18 protein-coding genes and 1 other annotated feature are annotated in these 18,414 nt (G+C 57.1%); of the genes, 8 read left to right on the forward strand and 10 right to left on the reverse strand.

The features are described 5' to 3' along the window. Nucleotides 1–8 precede the first annotated feature (8 nt). The 3 genes from ACSEXW_RS06465 to ACSEXW_RS06475 all read right to left on the reverse strand — a co-directional run bounded on the left by ACSEXW_RS06465 (nucleotide 9) and on the right by ACSEXW_RS06475 (nucleotide 3,890). Nucleotides 9–1,883, reverse strand: coding sequence for an arginine--tRNA ligase (locus ACSEXW_RS06465; protein WP_438445296.1), 1,875 nt, complete (start codon nucleotides 1,881–1,883; stop codon nucleotides 9–11). A 59-nt stretch (nucleotides 1,884–1,942) separates the two neighbouring features. Beyond that, nucleotides 1,943–2,162, reverse strand: a binding site (T-box leader). 43 nt (nucleotides 2,163–2,205) lie between these two features. Further along, entirely contained in the window at nucleotides 2,206–3,369 is a 1,164-nt protein-coding gene (locus tag ACSEXW_RS06470; protein WP_438445297.1) for a virulence factor, read from the reverse strand. Next, nucleotides 3,366–3,890, reverse strand: a complete 525-nt coding sequence (locus tag ACSEXW_RS06475; RefSeq protein WP_438445298.1) for a hypothetical protein — start codon at nucleotides 3,888–3,890, stop codon at nucleotides 3,366–3,368. Before ACSEXW_RS06475 ends, ACSEXW_RS06470 begins: the two co-directional genes overlap by 4 nt. A gap of 112 nt (nucleotides 3,891–4,002) precedes the next feature. On the opposite strand from ACSEXW_RS06475, the gene ACSEXW_RS06480 reads away from it, so the two are divergent. The 3 genes from ACSEXW_RS06480 (at nucleotide 4,003) to ACSEXW_RS06490 (ending at nucleotide 6,936) form a co-directional block, all read left to right on the forward strand. After that, complete coding sequence (locus ACSEXW_RS06480) at nucleotides 4,003–4,224, forward strand: cold-inducible protein YdjO-related protein (RefSeq protein WP_438445299.1); 222 nt, start codon at nucleotides 4,003–4,005, stop codon at nucleotides 4,222–4,224. A 215-nt stretch (nucleotides 4,225–4,439) separates the two neighbouring features. After that, a complete protein-coding gene (locus tag ACSEXW_RS06485; protein ID WP_438445300.1) occupies nucleotides 4,440–5,729 on the forward strand; it encodes a class II aldolase/adducin family protein in 1,290 nt (429 codons plus the stop codon). Between the two features lie 46 nt (nucleotides 5,730–5,775). After that, on the forward strand, nucleotides 5,776–6,936 hold the full coding sequence (locus tag ACSEXW_RS06490) for an iron-containing alcohol dehydrogenase (RefSeq protein WP_438445301.1): 1,161 nt from the start codon (nucleotides 5,776–5,778) through the stop codon (nucleotides 6,934–6,936). 60 nt (nucleotides 6,937–6,996) lie between these two features. Here the strand turns inward: ACSEXW_RS06490 and ACSEXW_RS06495 are convergent, their stop codons facing one another. After that, on the reverse strand, nucleotides 6,997–7,473 hold the full coding sequence (locus ACSEXW_RS06495) for a 2-thiouracil desulfurase family protein (protein WP_438445302.1): 477 nt from the start codon (nucleotides 7,471–7,473) through the stop codon (nucleotides 6,997–6,999). 20 nt (nucleotides 7,474–7,493) lie between these two features. Then, on the reverse strand, nucleotides 7,494–7,766 hold the full coding sequence (locus tag ACSEXW_RS06500) for a magnetosome magnetite crystal formation protein family (RefSeq protein ID WP_438445506.1): 273 nt from the start codon (nucleotides 7,764–7,766) through the stop codon (nucleotides 7,494–7,496). Between the two features lie 291 nt (nucleotides 7,767–8,057). On the opposite strand from ACSEXW_RS06500, the gene ACSEXW_RS06505 reads away from it, so the two are divergent. Both ACSEXW_RS06505 and ACSEXW_RS06510 read left to right on the forward strand, forming a co-directional pair. Continuing rightward, entirely contained in the window at nucleotides 8,058–8,405 is a 348-nt protein-coding gene (locus ACSEXW_RS06505) for a hypothetical protein (protein WP_438445303.1), read from the forward strand. Nucleotides 8,406–8,525: 120 nt separating this feature from the next. Next, nucleotides 8,526–9,506 (forward strand): Gfo/Idh/MocA family protein, encoded by a 981-nt coding sequence (locus ACSEXW_RS06510; protein WP_438445304.1) that lies wholly within the window; start codon nucleotides 8,526–8,528, stop codon nucleotides 9,504–9,506. On the opposite strand, the gene ACSEXW_RS06515 is transcribed toward ACSEXW_RS06510, so the two are convergent. The 3 genes from ACSEXW_RS06515 to infC are packed head-to-tail and all read right to left on the reverse strand — an operon-like array spanning nucleotide 9,499 to nucleotide 13,604. Beyond that, a complete protein-coding gene (locus ACSEXW_RS06515) occupies nucleotides 9,499–11,364 on the reverse strand; it encodes an ABC transporter ATP-binding protein (RefSeq protein WP_438445305.1) in 1,866 nt (621 codons plus the stop codon). The two genes, ACSEXW_RS06510 and ACSEXW_RS06515, sit on opposite strands and share 8 nt — an antisense overlap. After that, nucleotides 11,348–13,093: an ABC transporter ATP-binding protein gene (locus tag ACSEXW_RS06520; protein ID WP_438445306.1), complete on the reverse strand. Its 1,746-nt coding sequence runs from the start codon at nucleotides 13,091–13,093 to the stop codon at nucleotides 11,348–11,350. Before ACSEXW_RS06520 ends, ACSEXW_RS06515 begins: the two co-directional genes overlap by 17 nt. A 37-nt stretch (nucleotides 13,094–13,130) precedes the next feature. Continuing rightward, complete coding sequence (infC, locus tag ACSEXW_RS06525; protein ID WP_438445507.1) at nucleotides 13,131–13,604, reverse strand: translation initiation factor IF-3; 474 nt, start codon at nucleotides 13,602–13,604, stop codon at nucleotides 13,131–13,133. A gap of 276 nt (nucleotides 13,605–13,880) precedes the next feature. On the opposite strand from infC, the gene ACSEXW_RS06530 reads away from it, so the two are divergent. Then, nucleotides 13,881–14,096 (forward strand): hypothetical protein, encoded by a 216-nt coding sequence (locus tag ACSEXW_RS06530; RefSeq protein WP_438445307.1) that lies wholly within the window; start codon nucleotides 13,881–13,883, stop codon nucleotides 14,094–14,096. Between the two features lie 144 nt (nucleotides 14,097–14,240). After that, nucleotides 14,241–15,119, forward strand: coding sequence for a transposase (locus tag ACSEXW_RS06535; RefSeq protein ID WP_438445508.1), 879 nt, complete (start codon nucleotides 14,241–14,243; stop codon nucleotides 15,117–15,119). Nucleotides 15,120–15,468: 349 nt separating this feature from the next. Here ACSEXW_RS06535 and ACSEXW_RS06540 read toward each other — a convergent pair whose 3' ends face one another. Further along, nucleotides 15,469–16,242, reverse strand: coding sequence for a Cof-type HAD-IIB family hydrolase (locus ACSEXW_RS06540; protein ID WP_438445308.1), 774 nt, complete (start codon nucleotides 16,240–16,242; stop codon nucleotides 15,469–15,471). A gap of 209 nt (nucleotides 16,243–16,451) precedes the next feature. On the opposite strand from ACSEXW_RS06540, the gene ACSEXW_RS06545 reads away from it, so the two are divergent. Beyond that, nucleotides 16,452–17,375, forward strand: a complete 924-nt coding sequence (locus ACSEXW_RS06545) for an ArsR/SmtB family transcription factor (RefSeq protein ID WP_438445309.1) — start codon at nucleotides 16,452–16,454, stop codon at nucleotides 17,373–17,375. A gap of 85 nt (nucleotides 17,376–17,460) precedes the next feature. On the opposite strand, the gene ACSEXW_RS06550 is transcribed toward ACSEXW_RS06545, so the two are convergent. After that, entirely contained in the window at nucleotides 17,461–18,342 is an 882-nt protein-coding gene (locus ACSEXW_RS06550) for an AraC family transcriptional regulator (RefSeq protein WP_438445310.1), read from the reverse strand. Nucleotides 18,343–18,414: the final 72 nt, after the last annotated feature.

Raw genomic sequence — 18,414 nt, forward strand, 5'->3', positions numbered from 1 at the left:
TACAATCCCTACATTCGGGAAGGTGCCGGCATACCTAGAATCCCCAAAAATTCTCGAAGCGTTTCCTGAACCCGGGCCGTCAGCCAAAGGCGGATGTCCCGCACCTCCTCCTCTGCTTTCAGGACGGGGCATGCCGCGTAGAAGCGGTTATATAAGGAGGCCAGCTCGAATGCGTATCCGCACAGGACCTGTGGAGACAGCTCCGCTGCCGCCTGCTCCAGCGTCTCCGCTCCATACGCCAGCTTGCGCAGGAGCTGCCGTTCCGGCTCGCCCAAGCACATTCGGAGCTTCGAAGCATCCGGCAGCCCGACCTGCTGCAATTCGGCTTTGCGCAGCACGCTGCAGGCTCTCGCATATGTGTACAGCAGGTACACCCCGGTATTGCCGGTCACTTCCGTCGCCTGCTCCAGATCGAACACCACTTCCGTCTGCAGGTGATACTTCAGCAGGTAATAACGGATCGAGGCTGCGGCGATCGCTCTGCTGCCGATGCCTGCCTTGCGGGTACGCTTGGCATCCACCGCTTCTTCCATCCGGTCCAACAGATCGGCGATCTTCACCCCGATGCCTTGACGGCCCGACATGGGATAAGAGGTCCTGCCGTCCGAGATATCGATGCCTAGACCTGCGGCCGTAGCCGGGCTGAGTGAGACCACACCGTACCCTACATGCTTCAGGTGAGCCGCCTCCTCCAGGTAACCCAGAGCCGACAGCGCCTCCTTCACCATCGCTTGCGGATACTCCTGCCGTTGATCGATGACGTTGATCACCATATCGGCATGCCCGACCGGCTTTTTCACTCCGCCCGCCTGGGTGGACCAGAGTCCATCTGAGAATTTGCGGTAGGTGAAGTCTTTATCCAGCAGGCCGAACTTCCATAGATGGTATGCGATGTCCTTGGCCGTATAGGTCAGGATACCGTTGGACCTGACCAATACTTTATCCTGCTGGTAATCAGCGTCCGGCTCTGCCGCAGCCGTTCTTCCGTCCGGCTGCTGCTTCAGCACCCAACAGCCGGCCAGCTTCCCTTCCGTTTCACGGACGAAGGAGGGGGTGCGCTGCAGCAGACGGAACGCCGCTTCCCAGAAGCCTTCGCGGACGATGCTGCTCTCCCAGACCAGTATGTCATACCCGATGCCGAAGCCGGCCATCTCCTCCACATGCTCGCGCACAATGCGCTCCGCCACGAGGAGCCCGGTCCAAGCGGTACCCGAGTGTCCCTGCTCCAGTTCATGCAGCACTTGCGTCCGCTCGGCTTGCAGGCCGGGATCCGCTTTATAAGCTTGGTTGATTCCCGCATAGATATCCCAGCAAAAATCCCCGAAACGGCGGTGCTCCGCCGCAAGCTTCACCAATCGCAAGCCCACCAAGGTGTCCGCCAGCTGGTTGCCGAGATCGTCAATATAGTTGTGCACCTCGACCTTGGCGCCGGTATGCTTCAGGAGCCGGGCCAGCGTGTCACCGATGCAGGAATTCCTCAGATGGCCGATATGGGCCGATTTGTTCGGATTGATGGAGGTGTGCTCGATCAAGACCTTAGGGCCATTGCCTGCCGGGGGCGTCTTCCTCCTCCAGCTTCGGACCCAATGCTCCCAGTCCAGATGAAAGTTCACGAATCCCGGAGCTGCGGCTTCCACCCTGGTGACCATGCCGCGTAAGAACTCCGATTCTGCGAGCCTTCCGGCCAGCTCTTCCGCAATGATCATGGGCGGTCTTCGGAGCATCTTGGCTCCCAAGAGAGCCGCATTCGTGCTGTACTCTCCGAATTCAGGCCTAGCGGGATGCTGGATGACAACACTGGGAAGCGGGCCCCGATCCGTCCCCCACTCTTCCGCCAGCCGGGCCAGCTCCGACTCCACTGCTTGCGCAATGATCTCCTTCATAAGCACCGTTCCTTCCGCCTCGTAGAATTATTGAAGAATACAAAAAAGCCCCCGTCTCCTAAAGAGACGAGAGCTGCATTCCCGCGGTACCACTCCAATAGTCCTCCCCTAGGGAGAACCGCTCGATCCATAACGGCGCCGTGCCGGATCTGCCTACATCATCATTTCGGCAGACCATTTCATGGGTCCGTTTCATCCGGGGCGGCCGTACCGGCTCCCACCTGCTCCGGCTCGCTGCGACTGTCCGCTCTGGATTACTCTCCCAATCGTCAATGTTTTCGCTAATATTATATCCCTTTATACAGGATAGGGACGGATGCTGTCAACCACCTGGTTTCTCATTCCTTCGGGTCATCTGCTGCCATACGGTTCCCTGTGCCTCTTCGCCTCCAGCAATTCGCTCCAAAGCAAGACGGGCCTGCAACCGGATTTCGAATTCCGGATCGTTCTTCGCCTTTTCCAGAGCCGGAATCGAACCCTCATCTCCGACCTCGTAGAGAAACCGTGCAGCCCGCCAGCGCACCAGCTTGTTCGGATCCGACAGCGCCTCTTCCATGGCGGGCACCGCCGCCGGATCGCCCCTGTCGGACAAGGTATCCCCGGCGGTGCGGCGGATCATCGGCGACGGATCTCGGAGCGCCTCCAAAAGATAAGGAAGCGTGTCCGATTCCCGGATGTCCCCGGTATACACCACGGCAAGCCGGCGGACGGAGGTGTGCGGATCCTTCAGGGCACGGAGCAGAAGCGGCAGTGTATCCGGTCCGGGGCTTAGCCGCTCCAGCGCGGCGTACCGGACGCGCCAATCCGGATCGGCCAGCGCTTCAGCCGGGCCCTCCGCCGCAGGTGCCGGGCCTGTCCGGTCTTCCGGAGCTCCCCGCGCATGGGAACGCTCCACAAGCTCTCGGAGCCGAAGGTCGTCGAAGGAGGCTTCCAGCTCCTTCACCACCTCCTCCAGCACCTCTTGGAGTTCCCCGTAACGTACGCCCCGGTCCTCCAGCTTCCGCTCCATAATCAGGTTGGGCGACGCCAGTCCCGCTTCCGCTGCAGCATTCTGGAACCGATCCGGAAGCGCCGCTCGCTTCTCCTCCAGGCCCGAAGAAATCCGGACCTGCATGGGAATGCCCCGGTAGGTCTGAACGAGCAGTGTCACCTCTCCGTAGCCCTTCTCAGGCTCCGGGGGAGATCCGTTCGAGCTCCCCGCCGGTACCGGAGTGCCCTCTTGAACCCCGGCTATGCCCAGTACTTGGCCGGCAGCCTCCAATATGGCCTGCCAGTCTCCCTTGGGATGCCGCTCCAGCGCCAGAAAATCCGCGGTTTGGAACACCCCCGTCACACCCGGAATGGCAAGCAGCTTGCGGATATGGGAGGGAGCGTGCGCATCCTCTCCCGCTTTATAGTCCAACCGTACGCCCCGGTTCAGGCGCGTATCCAAGGTCAGCTTCATCGAATTGGGGCTGGGTGTCGGCTCGACACGTATAATCTTCATGCTTGGACCTCCGTCCATCTGATAAATTCCTCGGGCTTCGACCGGATATAAGCGGCGATCGAGGCGATCGCCTCTCCCGCAGCATCCCGGTACAGGTTGAACAGCCGGCCGGCATCCCGCATCAGCTCTTGGCTCCGGTCCAGATCGGAAACCGTGATTTCACGCCCTTCCGCGGCACTCTTCAATACATGTGGCAGGAAGGATCGTTCCATATCAACGTATAGGTTAACCAGCGTGCCGCATCCGAAGACGGAGAGATTCTCCTTCATCCGGGCCCACAGCTTCCCGTTGGCCAAATAATCGCATGCAAACCAGAACAGCTCCGCTGGAGAGCGGGCGTGCCCATAGAAGATCTGAAAGAGGAAGAGCCCCTGCTGCCCCGGAGTCAATTCCTGAAATACGTTATTTTTTACGTCTGTTCCTTTCCCGCGGATCCTGGAGATCGTCGGTTCGATGCAAGCCCACACCAGAGCACGATCCTCCAAGGCTTTGTAAGCGGTTCTATCCATCGATACCAGCATGACGGCCCAACCTCCCTTTCCCACTATTATAACAGAAGAAGGCCGCGGAGGATGTATTTCCCATGTAAACCTGCTATCATGAACGGGCAAAGTATCCTGGAGGTGTTCGTATATGGACAGACCAAATGATCCGGCAAAGCCGGCAACTGCCCCCGTACCGATCTGGCGGTGTACGAAAGCGGAATGCAAGGCGTGGATACGCGAGGAGCTGGCAGGCGAAAAGCCGTTGTGCCCCATCTGCAAGGGGAGCATGATCCGAAGCATGAAGCATTTGCCCAAACTCGTAAAGAAGGCCCCTCCTAAGAAAAAGAAAAGCGAGGACAATCCATGGTAACGGCCCTGGCCGATTATCGTAAAGCGCCTGTACGGCGCTTTTTTGGTTTCTTATGTTTACACAACCAAAACAAAAACAAACAAAATTATGTCACATTTTTCACAAAGTAGACTCTTCTATTTTTCAGGATTATCCCTTAGAATAGGATACATATCAAAGATATTCAAAAGCATTCGGATAAAAACAAATAACAGCACCCCAGAGGAGGAGCAACCATGCAATTCGAACTTCTGCACCCCGCCGACCAGATCATCATGATGATGGAACGGATCTACGGCTACGGCATGACGACCACATCCGGCGGCAACCTGTCCATTCTGGACGACAACGGCGACATCTGGATTACCCCAGCCAGCGTGGACAAAGGCAGCTTGAACCGCAACGACGTCGTCTGCGTCAAGCCCGACGGCACCGTCATCGGCAAGCATAAGCCGTCCAGCGAATTCCCGTTCCACCAGATGGTCTTCCGGATGCGTCCGGATCTCAAAGCCATCGTGCACGCACACCCCCCTGCACTGGTCGCATTCAGCATTGTCCGGAAGGTTCCGGACCTGCACATGCTGCCTTTCGACCACAAGGTGTGCGGTGAAGTCCGGATGGCGGAATACGGTCTTCCCGGCAGTGCCGAGCTGGCGGACAAGGTGGCGGCCGTATTCGCTCAAGGCGTGAACAGCGTCATGCTGGAGAACCACGGCGTTGTTGTAGGCGCGGAGAATATGTTCGACGCGTTCAAGTCTTTTGAAACCTTGGAATTTATGGCCCGCTTGGAGATCAACGCACGCCGTCTGGGCAAGACCGTCTCCCTTACTCCCGAACAGCTGGAGCAAGCGAAGAACCGTCTGCCGGCCGTTATGGACGACTTCATCCCGAATGCTTACAGCTCGGCCGAACGGGAAGTCCGCCGCGAAATGTGCAAGCTGATCCACCGCTCTTATGACCAGCGTCTCTTCACCAGCACCCAGGGCTCCTTCTCCCAGCGTCTGGAGGACGGCTCCTTCGTCATCACGCCGTTCGGCGTCGACCGCAAGTACCTGGAGCCGGGCGATCTGGTCCGCGTGAAGAACGGCATGAAGGAAGCCGGCAAGACTCCGAGCCGCGCCGTCACGCTGCACCAGCATATCTACAACACCCATGCTCATATCAATTCGGTCATCATCGCGCATCCGCCATACAGCATGGCCTTCGCCGTGACCAATACCGTATTCGATTCCCGGACGATCCCGGAGAGCTACATCCTTCTTCGCGGCACTCCGAAGCTCCCCTTCGGCGCAGCGTTCCTGGAGCCTGAAGCAACCGCCAAGGTGTTCACGAAGGATAAGCCCATCGTCATCTGCGAGAACGACTGCATCATCGCTACCGGCGCCAGCCTGCTGAACGCCTTCGACCGTCTTGAAGTGGCCGAGTACAGCGCTCAAGCCATCATCGCCGCTGGCGTGCTGGGCGATATCGTCCATATCGACGATGAGAAGATTCACGATCTGGAAGTTGCTTTCAATTTGCTTTAAGCATCTTTAAGCATTCACCATAACCTTCACTAGGAGTGTGACCGGCATGTTAACTGTACGTCGTATTTATTGGCCTGCCATCAACCTGATCGGACCGGGCTGCGTCAAGGAAATCGGAGAAGAGATCGTGAAGCTGGGTATGACCAAAGCGCTGTTCGTCACCGACAAGGTGCTGAACCAAGTGGGCGTCGTCAAGCAGGTTACCGATGTGCTGGACGCCAGCGGCATTTCCTATGCGATCTTCGACGATGTGAAACCGAACCCGACCACCAAGAACGTAAATGACGGCTTGGCCATGTACAAGCAGGAAGGCTGCGACTTCATCATTTCCTTGGGCGGCGGCTCTCCTCAGGACGCGGCGAAAGCCGTAGGCATCCTCGCTGCCAACGGCGGCAACATCGTGGACTATGAAGGCATCGGCAAGTCCAAGAACAAGTCCGCTCCGATCATCGCCATCAATACGACCGCCGGTACCGCTTCCGAGGTTACCGTCAACTACGTCATCACCGACGAAGTCCGTAAGATCAAGATGGTTATGGTGGATCCGAACTCCATGGCTACCATCGCCGTCAACGACCCCGAGCTGATGGTGAAGAAGCCCGCTGGCCTTACCGCCGCAACCGGTATGGACGCGCTGACTCACGCAATCGAAGCCTACGTGACCAAGGGTGCGTTCCCGCTGTCCGATGCGCTGGCACTTCAAGCTATCAAGTTCATTTCCCACTCTCTCGTTGACGCCGTGAAGAACGGCAACGATATCGCTGCCCGTTCCGAGATGGCTTGGGGCTCCTATGTGGCCGGCCTCTCCTTCTCCAACTGCGGCTTGGGTATCGTCCACAGCATGGCACACCAGCTGGGCTCCGAATATGACCTGCCGCACGGCGTAGCCAATGCCATCCTGCTTCCGTACATCATGGACTTCAACCTGGATTCCAATCCGAAGAAGTTCGCTGAGATTGCCGAAGCCATGGGTGAAGACACCTCCAAGGCCGCCAATGAGCTGGAAGCAGCCAAGCTGGCGCTGGATGCCGTCCGCAAGCTCTCCAAGGCCGTAGGAATCCCTGCGCTCAAAGAAACCTCCTTCAACCCGGACGATGCAGCCAAGCTGGCTGATCAAGCGATGCGCGACGTCTGCACCGGCGGCAATCCGAAGGAAGTCTCCAAGGATGACATGATCGCCATCTACATGACCGCGTACAAGGGCTAAGCCGTACGCTTCTAATGAAAAGAGCCCGTCCCCCAAATAGTGGGAGGACGGGCTCTTTTGTTATTCCGCCTGCTTCAGCAGCTGAAGCAGCTCACCGGCGTTCTCCTCGGAGTAGACGGCGATGCCGTGCCTCCGGAGCAGCGCCGCGGTAACGCCGAAGCCGGGCTGCTTCGTTTTGCTGAAGGATCCGTCATAGATTCGGAGTCCCCCGCAGGATGGGCTGGACTCCTTCAGAATCGCGCATTCCGCTCCGACCATACGTGCGGTGCTCAAGGTCATCTCGGCTCCGCGGACGAAGGCGGCGGTGACATCTTCTCCGGCAGCGGTCATTACTTTGGCCCGCCCCTCCAGCACGTCCTCTCCGCTGCCCCCGACGATCTCCGCCGGCGGCCTAGGAGTCGGCAATCCGCCTAATTGCTCCGGACAGACCAATACGGCCCGGCCTTGGCGGAGAAGGTCCGCAAATTCCTCCCGGTAATTGTCTTGGCCGTCATACCGGGTCGCCAAACCGGCCAAGCATGAACTAATCAACAGCATGTCCGTTCTCCGCCCTCCCCTTACTTCAGCAGCGTGTACTGCCCAATAATGGGAAGCGGCTTCACTTGGCCTTGAGCTGCAGCGACGATGCCCAGAATTAACAGCACCAGGATAGCCAGATTGGCGAAGGGCAGCAGGATCCAGCCCAGGATCGGGATGATGCTGAGAACGATATTGCAAGCCACGGCGACCAGGAACAGCGTCAGTCCTTGATTGGCATGGTACATGGCATACTTGGAGTCCTTCGCGGCAATCAGCGGAATGAAGAACAAGATGTAGGCGACGATCGCCATGCCTTTGTTACGTTCTACGTCTGACGGATCGAACACTTCGGAAATACGGGGTTGATTGGTCAACTCGAACACCTCTTCGCATCAAATTCTTCACTCAGTATAAAGCCTATTCGGACATTCAGTCTGTAATGCGCACTACATATTTGTGATTTTTCTCATAATGCCCCCAGCTTTTTGGGGGGTTACAGGAATATTATGCCACAAAGGGATGGCGCCTATATGCAACGGCTCTGAAGTGTGCTATAATGTAAGCGCTACCAACTTTTCAGTTCTAAAGGGGGATTTGGAACGATGTTAGCAGCGCCGGAACATAGAGATATGTACGAGGACTTCGAGCCCTGTACGGACACGTTTTATTTCAAGATCGGCAACCGGGGCAAGATCAGCTTCCATGGTCCGAACTATCATATCACCAAGCAGTTGACGCCGGAGCAACGGGCGAGTCTGATCCGGAATGCCGCATTCGTGAGAATCACCTCCAACTGCTACGTCAACGTGAACAAGATTTCCTCCTTGGAGAAGGACCACATCCGTTTCATCGAGCATTCCACCGGCACCAAGATTATCAGCGTGCCCATGTGGAAGAAGACGACCATCCAGCAGCGGCTGTCGCAGACGAAGGCCTCAGGCCTTCACTGACCTCACGAATAGGCTCCCCGTCCGCGGGGAGCTTTTTCGCGTTTCATGCGGTTCGGCGCTTCCGTTTATGCTATACTTTGCTACGAATAGGATCGCCAAATGTTGGGAGGACATGCACCGATGGCTCTGAAGATCGGAATGATAGGAACCGGCTGGTTTGCCGATATGCATGCCAAGCTGCTGGCCGGCATGGAGGACGTGCGGATCGTTTCCGTTTGCGGCTCCTCGCTGGAGAAGGCCGAGAGGATGGCCGGACGTTTCGCAGGAACCGCCGCGTATGCCTCCGTCCATGATATGCTGGATGCCGAGCCGCTTGATGCGGTCTATATCTGCGTCCCGCCCTTCGCCCACGGCACCATCGAGCTCGCCTTGGCGGAACGGAACATACCCTTCCTGGTGGAAAAACCGTTAGGCGTCGATCTGGAAACCCCCTCCACCATTCTGCAGGCGGTAACGGAGCGGAAGCTGATCACCTCGGTTGGGTATCATTTCCGCTATATGGACGGCACGACCATTGCCGCGGAGCTCTTGAAATCGCGAACCCCCGGCATGGCGCTGGGTTATTGGATGGGCGGCATGCCGGGGGTATATTGGTGGCGCAAGCAGGACGGCTCTGGAGGCCAGTTCGTCGAGCAGACGACCCATATTGTGGACCTGCTGAGATATCTGCTCGGTGAAGTGAACGAGGTCTATGCCGTCTACGGGAATCGGCACATGCATACCACCGAAGAAGATGTAACGGTGCCGGATGTGGGCACGGTTACGCTTCGGATGAAGAACGGCATGGTGGCTACCGTAGCGAATACCTGCATGATGCCGATCGGACATACGGCGGGGCTTCATGTTTATACGGACGCAGGCGTATTGGAGTTGGGAGCCGGCGGGCTGAAGGAGATTCTGGCCGACCGGACCACCGAGTACAAGAACCGCTCCAACCCCTATGAAGCCGAGAACCGTGCATTTTTGCATGCCGTCCGGACCGGGGACACCTCCGGCATTCGATCCACTTATGAAAATGCTTGGAAGACTCAACAGGTTACCGTTGCCGCCAACCGGTCGGCTGAATCAGGGCTGCCGGTCCGACTAGATACGCTTACTTAAATTGGCTCGTATACATTTTGCTGTAGGAGCCGCTTTGCTCCAAGAGTTCATCATGGCTTCCGCGCTCGGCTATCCGCCCTTCTTCCACCACCATGATGGTATCCGCGTCGCGGATCGTCGAAAGCCGGTGAGCGATGATGAAGCTGGTCCGCCCCTTCATAAGACCGAGCAGCGCATCCTGGATGTGCAGCTCGGTCCGGGTGTCGATGCTGCTGGTCGCTTCATCCAGGATCAGGATGGACGGCTTCGCCAGGATGACCCGGGCGATGGCCAAGAGCTGGCGCTGTCCCTGGCTCAGATTGCCGCCATTCTCCGTCAGAAGCGTGTCATAACCCTTTGGCAGTCTCCGAATGAAGCCGTCTGCATTGGCCAGGACCGCAGCCTCCCGGAGCTCCGCATCGGTGGCATCCGGATTTCCGTACAGGATATTATCGCGTATGGTCCCAGCGAACAGGTACGTATCCTGGAGGACGATGCCGAACGCCCTGCGGAGACTGTCACGGGAGTAATCCCGGATGTCCCTTCCGTCGATCAGAATCCGGCCTCCCGTCGTATCGTAGAAGCGGGTCAACAGATTGACGACGGTGGTTTTGCCCGCTCCCGTCGGTCCGATCAAGGCCGTGCTGCTGCCCGATGGAGCCTGAAAGCTAACCTGCTTCAAGATCGGTACGTCAGGCCGATAACCGAAGCTTACATCCTCGAATACCACCTCTCCCCGGGTATCCTGAAGCGCCAGAGCATCCGGCCGGTCCTCCGGCTCCTCCTCCTCGTCGAGCACTTCGAAGGCCCGTTCCGCGCCAGCCACACCCGATTGAAGCGTATTGTACATATTTGCCAGCTCGTTGATCGGCCGGACGAACTGCCTGGAATAGCTCAGGAAGCTGGCGATGACCCCCACCGTAATGGAGCCCTTGACCGCAAGCATTCCGCCTGCGAAGGCAACCGCCGCAAAGCCGATATTATTGATGACGGCCAGCAAGGGCATCATGAAGCCGGTCCAGATCTGAGCCTTCAAGCCCACCTCATAGAGCCTCCGGTTCACCGCCTCGAACTCCGCCACCGCCTGCTCCTCCCGGTTAAAAGCCTTCACCACCTGCAGCCCCGTAATGGTCTCCTCCATATGCCCGTTCAGCCGTCCCAGCTGCGCTTGCTGCTCCTTGAAGAGAACGCCCGTGCGCCGGGTTATGGTTCGGGCCAGCAGGAAGACCAGCGGAACCGTGATCAGGCTGGCCAATGTGAGCACGGGGCTTAGGATCAACATCATCACAAGAGATCCCGTGATGGCGAGAGAGCCGGACATGAGCTGGGTGGTGGTCTGCGAGATGGTCTGGCTGACCTGGTCGATGTCATTGGACATCCGGCTCATGATTTCGCCGTGCGGCCGCGAATCGAAAAACCGAAGCGGCAGCTTTTGCAGCTTCGCGAACAAGGTGCGCCTGAGCTTGGCCGTAACCCTCTGGGCCACCCCGGCCATCAGCCAGCTCTGAAGCAGGTTCAGCGCCGCGTCCGTGACATAGGCCGCTCCCAGAGCAAGCAGCGCTGTCTTGAGCAGCCCGAAGGATACGCCGCTGCCGTCGGCTGGCGAAATGGCATCGACGGCCCTGCCGATCAGATACGGTCCCAACAATCCCAGCAGCGCGCTGATGACGATCAGTCCGAACAAGAAGAGCAGAATGCTCTTGTCCTCACCGATATAAGACCACAGCCGCAGGAGTGTTCCCTTAAACTGCTTCGGCTTCGGTACCGGTCCCCGGCGTGGACCTCCGAAGCCTCCGGGACGGCCGGGCGGATTCATCATTTGGAGGTCCGGCTGTTGCGGGGGTCTGGCCGCACCTTGCGGTTCACTCGGCTTCGACATGCTTCAGCGCCTCCTTCCCCATCTGAGACTGATAGATTTCCCGGTACACGCGGCTTGTGCGCAGGAGCTCAGCATGGGTACCGATTCCTGCAATCTCACCCTGCTCCAGCACGATAATCTTATCCGCATCCGCCACGGAAGTGATCCGCTGAGCGATCAAGATGCAGGTCATACGTCCCCGAAGGGACCGGATGGCGGACTTGATTCGGGCTTCGGTCATGACATCCACCGCGCTGGTGCTGTCGTCCAGAATGAGGATATCCGGCTTCCGGATCAACGCCCGGGCAATGGAGATCCGCTGCTTCTGTCCGCCGGAGAGATTGACGCCCTTCTGCCCCAAGCGGGTCTCATACCCTTCCGGGAAGCAGGTGACGAACTCGTGGGCCTCAGCGATCCGGGCCGCCTCCTCGATCTCCTCCGGCTGGGCATCCTCCCGGCCCCAGAGAATGTTCTCCCGGATCGTTCCGCTGAAGAGTGTGGACTTCTGGGGCACCAAGGCAATGTGCTTCCGAAGCTTCTCCGGATCCAGACGGCTGATGTCAGCCCCGTTCACACGGATAGTTCCCTCCGTCACATCGTAAAATCGGGGGATCAAGCTGATCAGCGTACTCTTCCCGGAGCCGGTGGAGCCGATCAGAGCGACCGTCTCCCCGGGCTTGCAGGTGAAGCTGATATCCTTCAGTACCGGCTCGCCATCCGGCCCGCCGTAGGTGAAGCTCACATGGTCGAACTCGATTTGGCCGCCGGCCGAAGGATCCGTTTCCATGTGTGGATCCCACCTCATGGCATCTGTCTCCGCGAACACCTCCCCGATTCTCTCGGAGGAGGCCCGTGCGCGGATGAACATCATGAAGACCATGGAGATCATCATGAGGGCGAACAAAATCTGGGTCATATAGTTGATGAATGCCACGATATGTCCCACCTGCATGCTGCCGTTGCTGACACGGACCCCGCCGTACCAGAGCACGGTCAGAATCCCGGCGTTCACGGTCAGCATGATCGCCGGATTGAAGGCCGCCATCGCGCGCATCACCTGGATGGATCGGGACTGATACTCCAGGTTCGCCTCCTCCAGCTTGCCGGATTCATAATCGAACCGGTTGAACGCTTTCACCACTCGAACCCCGGATAAATACTCCCGAACCACTAGATTCACCCGGTCCAGCGCCCGCTGCACCTTCATATAGCGGGGAAATCCCACCCTCATATTCCATACGATCAAGAGTGCCACGACCGGCACGACAATGGCCAGAACGACGGACAGCTCCGGATTCAAGCGTACGGCCATGATGAGACTGCCGATGCATAACAGCGGCGCCTTGACGAAGATACGCATGAGTCCGTTCATGAAGTTCTGCACCTGCGTCACATCATTAGTCAAACGGGTAATGAGCGATGCCCGGTCGAACCGGTCCAGGCTATCGAAGGACAGCCGCTGAATCTTCCGGTACAGATCCGACCGGAGCTCCGTGCCGAAGGCTTGGGAGACCCGGCTGGCCAAAATATTGCGGGCGCAGGCCGCCAGCGCCCCGATTCCCGTGATCAGCAGCATGTATCCTCCAAGCCGCCAGACCACGTCCATATCGGATTGGGCGACCCCTTGGTCAATGACCTGCGACAGCACGGTCGGAAGCAGCAGATCCGCCATGGACTCAATCATGAGACATCCGACCGCCAGAGCGAACATCGCCCCATACTTGCGCACATATCGGTGTAAGTAAGACAACCGTCTCCCCTCCCAGGTTTCGCGATGTCCGACGCGGTTATTTCGGGTCCAGTTGAACGGCTGCCTGCTTGCCGCTGAGCTGAATTCCGGTCCGGGGACGGCCAGCATGCGCCAGCTCCTTCACCAGCCCTTCCAGAAGCTTCTTGGCACGGTCTCCTTCTTTTCCTTTAACCGAGACGGCCAGAAGAACGGCATCTCCTCCATCCAGGATTCTCTCCGCCTGAGACTTCTTCGTCTCATAGTCATGATCCTCAATCTGCGGAGTCAGGCGAATCTCCTTTACCTTGGGCGCCCGCTCCTGCTTGCGGGCTTGCTGAGCCTCCTGCTTGGCCGCTCCGGCGCCAATGAGCTTGCAGGGCGGCGGGCTGCTGAACAGGGAGGTGCATACCAGATCCACCTTCAGCTTTTTGGCCAAAGCCAGCGCCTCTGCCGTCCGCATGACGCCCAGATCCTCGCCTTCCAGTCCGGTGACTTGAACCTCGGAGGCCTTGATTTTCTCGTTCATGATGATCATTCGATTATTGCTCCTTATCCTTGGTTTGGCTTGCTAGTTGTCATACTTGAACGAACTCTCCCCTGATCCCCCGTCCCCGGAGAGCCTTCGAGACGGGCTCTATGGTCAATCCCAGCACATGGGTCAATTGCTGAAGCGTATATTTTGGAGGATATGGCCGGCGTCCGCTTCCCAGTTTTTTGAAACGTTTTTTCACTAATTTTACACTAGATTGATATCCGTTAGCGAGCTACAACGAGAATACATCGGGAATATTTCGAGGAGGCGCGAAGGATGGAGAGGATTATCGAAGCGGTTGACATCCATGACCCCTCCGTAAAAGGTGTTACCGCCATGTGGCCCCAAGGGGACGGCGCCGGCCGGTATGGTTGTTTGATGCAACATTTGCTTTATGTTCCGGTGGGTTGGGGGGTGTGTTCTCTCTCCACGCCGCTTCTGACCACTATCCCCTTCACTCAGGAAAAAAAAGAAATAGAAAAACGTGCTTGAAATAGGAACATTTGTTTGGTATTCTATGAATATAAGAACGTTAGTTCCCTACCCTATCTCATTTTGACTATTTGCCCACCTACTCACTTGTGACCACAGGAGGTGCAGTCCTTGAGCTTCCCTTTTGAACAGATAACGTCAGTAGTGAAGACGGAGACTGAGTGCATCCAGTATCTATACTGTCACAAGTGGCCCCATGGATTTTCTTGTCCAGCGTGCGGGCACTGGCATGCTTACACCATTTCCACGCGCAAGCTTCCCTTATACGAATGCAGTTGCTGTAAGCATCAGACCTCTCTCCTGGCCGGAACGGTTATGGAAGGCAGCCGCACATCTCTGGTAAAGTGGTTCCATGCCATTCAGCTCGTCTCGGATCCCGAGCACGGCATAAGCGCTTTAACCCTCTGCCGCATTCTCCATGTTACTTACAAGACGGCTTGGAGCATGCTCCATAAGATTCGCTATGCCATGGGACGTGCCGAGGCCGAGGAGCCTCTCCATGGACAAGTGGTCATTCACGACGCCTGTTATGGAAGACCACACAATTCAACGGTTTTCCAGCATCCCGAGGAATCTCCTGTTGTGGTTGGTGCCGTCGTATCGGATGACCAACCGTCCCGGATCATGTTTCGGACTGTGCCGACGGAATGGATGCAAGGCCGGCAAATTCTCCCCATCGCCGCCCACTCCTTCATACGGGACTATGTCAGCGCACTTTCGAGGCGTTCCTGCTCCATCCAACTCCTGCGATTCGCTCCAATTCGAACGAAGATCGCCCGTCCTCTGTTTCGCGAAGCATGTCTTTGGCTGAACCAAACTTTCCGCGGAATCGGCAAGAAACACTTGCAGACCTACCTCGATGAGTTCTGCTGCCGCACTAATCTAGCACTATGCTCCGCCCCCATCTTCTCCAGATTAAGTTATATCTGCGCCGCTTTCGGCACGATTACCTACCGAACCCTTACGACCAAGCCTGCCATTTCGAAGCATGAGATTTCGCTCAAATACCGAACGGCGGTATAGGCATGCTGCACTTTCTTACCTCACACCGTGTCATCTTAGTGGTCCCCTCATCCCTGATTCTGGCCTGGCAAACAAGTAACGTCCCTCAACAAGTTGACTAGCCAACTTCTCTTTTGGGTACAGGTAATCTCTTCATTGGTCTCCATATTTACAATCCATTTTTCCTGAGCGAGTGGGATAATGGTCAGAAGGTTTCGGCAGGAGTACCAGCCCTCCCCTCCCCAACCCAACCTGTCCCTTTCACATCCCCATCGCCTCCCACCACTACGCCCCCCCTCCGGCCTCCATGCCAACAGAAATAGCCGGCTCCTCATAGGCAGCCGGCTCTAGCTCTATTATACGTATTCACTTATTCTTCCAACAGCCCTGCTGCAACCAGTCCGTTGCGGATTCCGCCTTCGTCCACGTGGGTGGTGACGTAATCCGCATAGGGCAGAAGCTCCTCGTGGGCATTGCCCATGGCGATCCCGAAGCCCACATACTCCAGCATTTCCTTATCGTTCAAGCCATCACCGAATGCAACCGCATCATGCGCCGTATACCCAAGCTTCTCGAGAAGCGCGGCAATACCCTGCGCCTTGGAGCCATCCTCCGGCAGCACATCCATCGCATGAGGATGCCAACGGATCAGCTTCAACCCCGGCAGGCTCTGATACTTCTCCTCATCTACGCTTTCACAATGCAGGAACATCTGGAAGATTTCATTGCTCTTCCAAAAATCCGGATCATACCCCGGCATGTTCACCTTCAAGGAATTAACCGAGGAGGCCACAAACTGATCCTCCGCATCCGTATAATACGCGTGCTCGCCTTGGAATACCAGCGAATGCCCGTGCTCTCCCGCCAATCGAACCAGCTGCTCGATGCTCTCTTTGGACATGATCCGTTTATACATGGTCTTCCCGCGATATACCGCAATGGCGCCGTTCAAACAAACATAAGAATCTATTCCCAGCTCCGCTGCCAGCTTCCGAATAAAATATGGTGCCCGTCCGGTTGCAATAACCGGCTCGATCCCCCGGGCCTTCAGCTCGCGGATGGCTGCCGCGGCATCCTCCGGAACGATCTTGGACTCGTTGACCAGTGTGCCGTCGATATCAAAAAACGCAATCTTATACCTCATCTCAGTTCCTCTCCCATCCTGCCGACCAGCATCCCACTCCGGACGGCTTCTCTCTGAAATTGTTCCGATGAGCCTAATTATAACGCAAACTCGACGAAAAAACAGCATCTACGCGCAGAAAAACGCAACAAAACGCAACTGAACTTGCCTAACATATCCGTATCACGTATAGTGAAAGGTATAAATTCGATCTTACCGGGTGATACAGCTTGATAATCGATCTGTCCGAAGAATCCTTGCCGGTCTATGAAGCGCTGGCCAGCCATGTCCGCATCCAGATCATCCATCTTTTGTCCGAGAAATCCATGAATATCCGGGAACTGGCGGAAGCCTTGAAGCTGTCGAGCGCCATTATGACCATGCATGTCCGTAAGCTGGAGAAGGCCGGTATCATAACCTCCTCTATGGTCCCAAGCAAGGGAGGAGCCGCCCAGAAAATATGCTCCCTGCATACCGACCGAATCGAGATCCTCTTCCCCTCGAAGCAGGCCGCCAAGCGGGAATATCACCGGATGGAGGTATCCATCGGGCATTACACCGATTTCGACATTCTGCCTACCTGTGGGATCTGCACACCCGACCGGATTATCGGCATGTTCGACGATCCCCGTTACTTCCTCGACCCGGATCGAGTCAATGCCAAGATTCTCTGGTTCGGCGAGGGCTACATCGAATACAAGATCCCCAATTATCTGATGAACAGTGAGAAACCGGAGGAGCTTGAGATCTCCATGGAGATCTCTTCCGAAGCACCCAACACCAACAACGACTGGCCCTCGGACATCTCCTTTTTCCTGAACGGCGTCCCTATCGGCACCTGGACTTCACCTGGTGACTTCGGGGGCAACCCGGGAAGGCTGAATCCCGGCTGGTGGTCCAAGGACGTGAATCAATACGGCCTTCTGAAGCGGCTGACCATAACACCGGACGGCACCCATATGGACGGGATGAAGCTGTCCAACGTCACCCTGGACCAGGTGGACATTCGCCAGCGCCAATGGACCTTCCGCATGGCTGTCCTGAAGGATGCCGCCCATATCGGCGGATTGACCCTCTACGGGAGCGCCTTCGGCAACTATCCCCAGGACATCGTATTCAAGCTCTTCTACAGCAAGCTCTCCAACCCGGGATAATCCGGGTTTTTTGTTGTTGTGGAGCACGGGATCCCACCTCCTTCAAGCACTGCGGCGAAACCGGACATAAGGAGATGTCAGAGGTTTATGAGCGGGGCTTCCACAGGCTGCGGAATTCTCCCGGAGTCATGCCCCTGTACTTGACGAAGGCTTGGAAGAGTGTCTTGGCCGATCCGTATCCGACCTCATAGGCGACGGCGGACACGGTCATATCCGTTCCGGCCAGCAGGGAGCCGGCGTGTCGAAGCCGGATTTCGTGAAGCATGCCGACGAAGTTTTTGCCGGTGTGCTTCTTGATCTGCTCGCTCAGATAAGAAGCATTAAAGTGGAACACCGATGCCAGCCCTGCCAACGTCAGCGGATCACGGTAATGCGTGTGCATGTGCCGGATGACCTGCCAAATTCGGTCGGGCGCGTCGGCCTTCGGATGTCCCGGAGCTTCCCCTGCCCCGGCGGCTCCTTCGCGAAGCCGGTCCACCCGAACCATCAGCTCCACCAGCTTGGCGTATAGGAGTCCGTTCTTCCAGGGCTCCCCGTCTTTTCCATACTCCGCATGCATCTCTGCGAATATACGCTCCAAGGGATCAGCCTGCTCCCTCGTGAGCTGTAGGAAGCTCTGGCGGATGTCCTCTCCGCTCAGCAACCGCTCGCGAAGACCCTCGAGAAGTCCCATACCTCCGCCCAGCAGCTCGGCGCTGAACATGATGTTGTAGAGCCGCATGGGTGTTCCCGGGCTGCATCGAAGCTCATGGATCTGGTAGGGCAGCACCAGCGTCAGCGTTCCCGGATGCATGGCGTGCACTCTGCCGTTGACCGTCTCCTCCCCACCACCCTCGATCACCAGGGATACCTCCAAAAAATCATGCCGGTGCGCCGGAAACTTCTCCACCTTGTGAATATCCACAGTCAGCGGGAACGAAGGATTTTTCAGCCCGTAGTCGGTTAAGTCAAACGGATACTTGGTCATCGGACACACCTCCCGAAAAGTGGTAACTGGTACCCAAAAAAGCGTCATTCTTTTTCGGCCGGATCGGCTTAC

Source organism: Oryzibacillus soli, from assembly GCF_051594765.1.
Classification (GTDB): Bacteria; Bacillota; Bacilli; order Paenibacillales; family NBRC-103111; genus Paenibacillus_AR.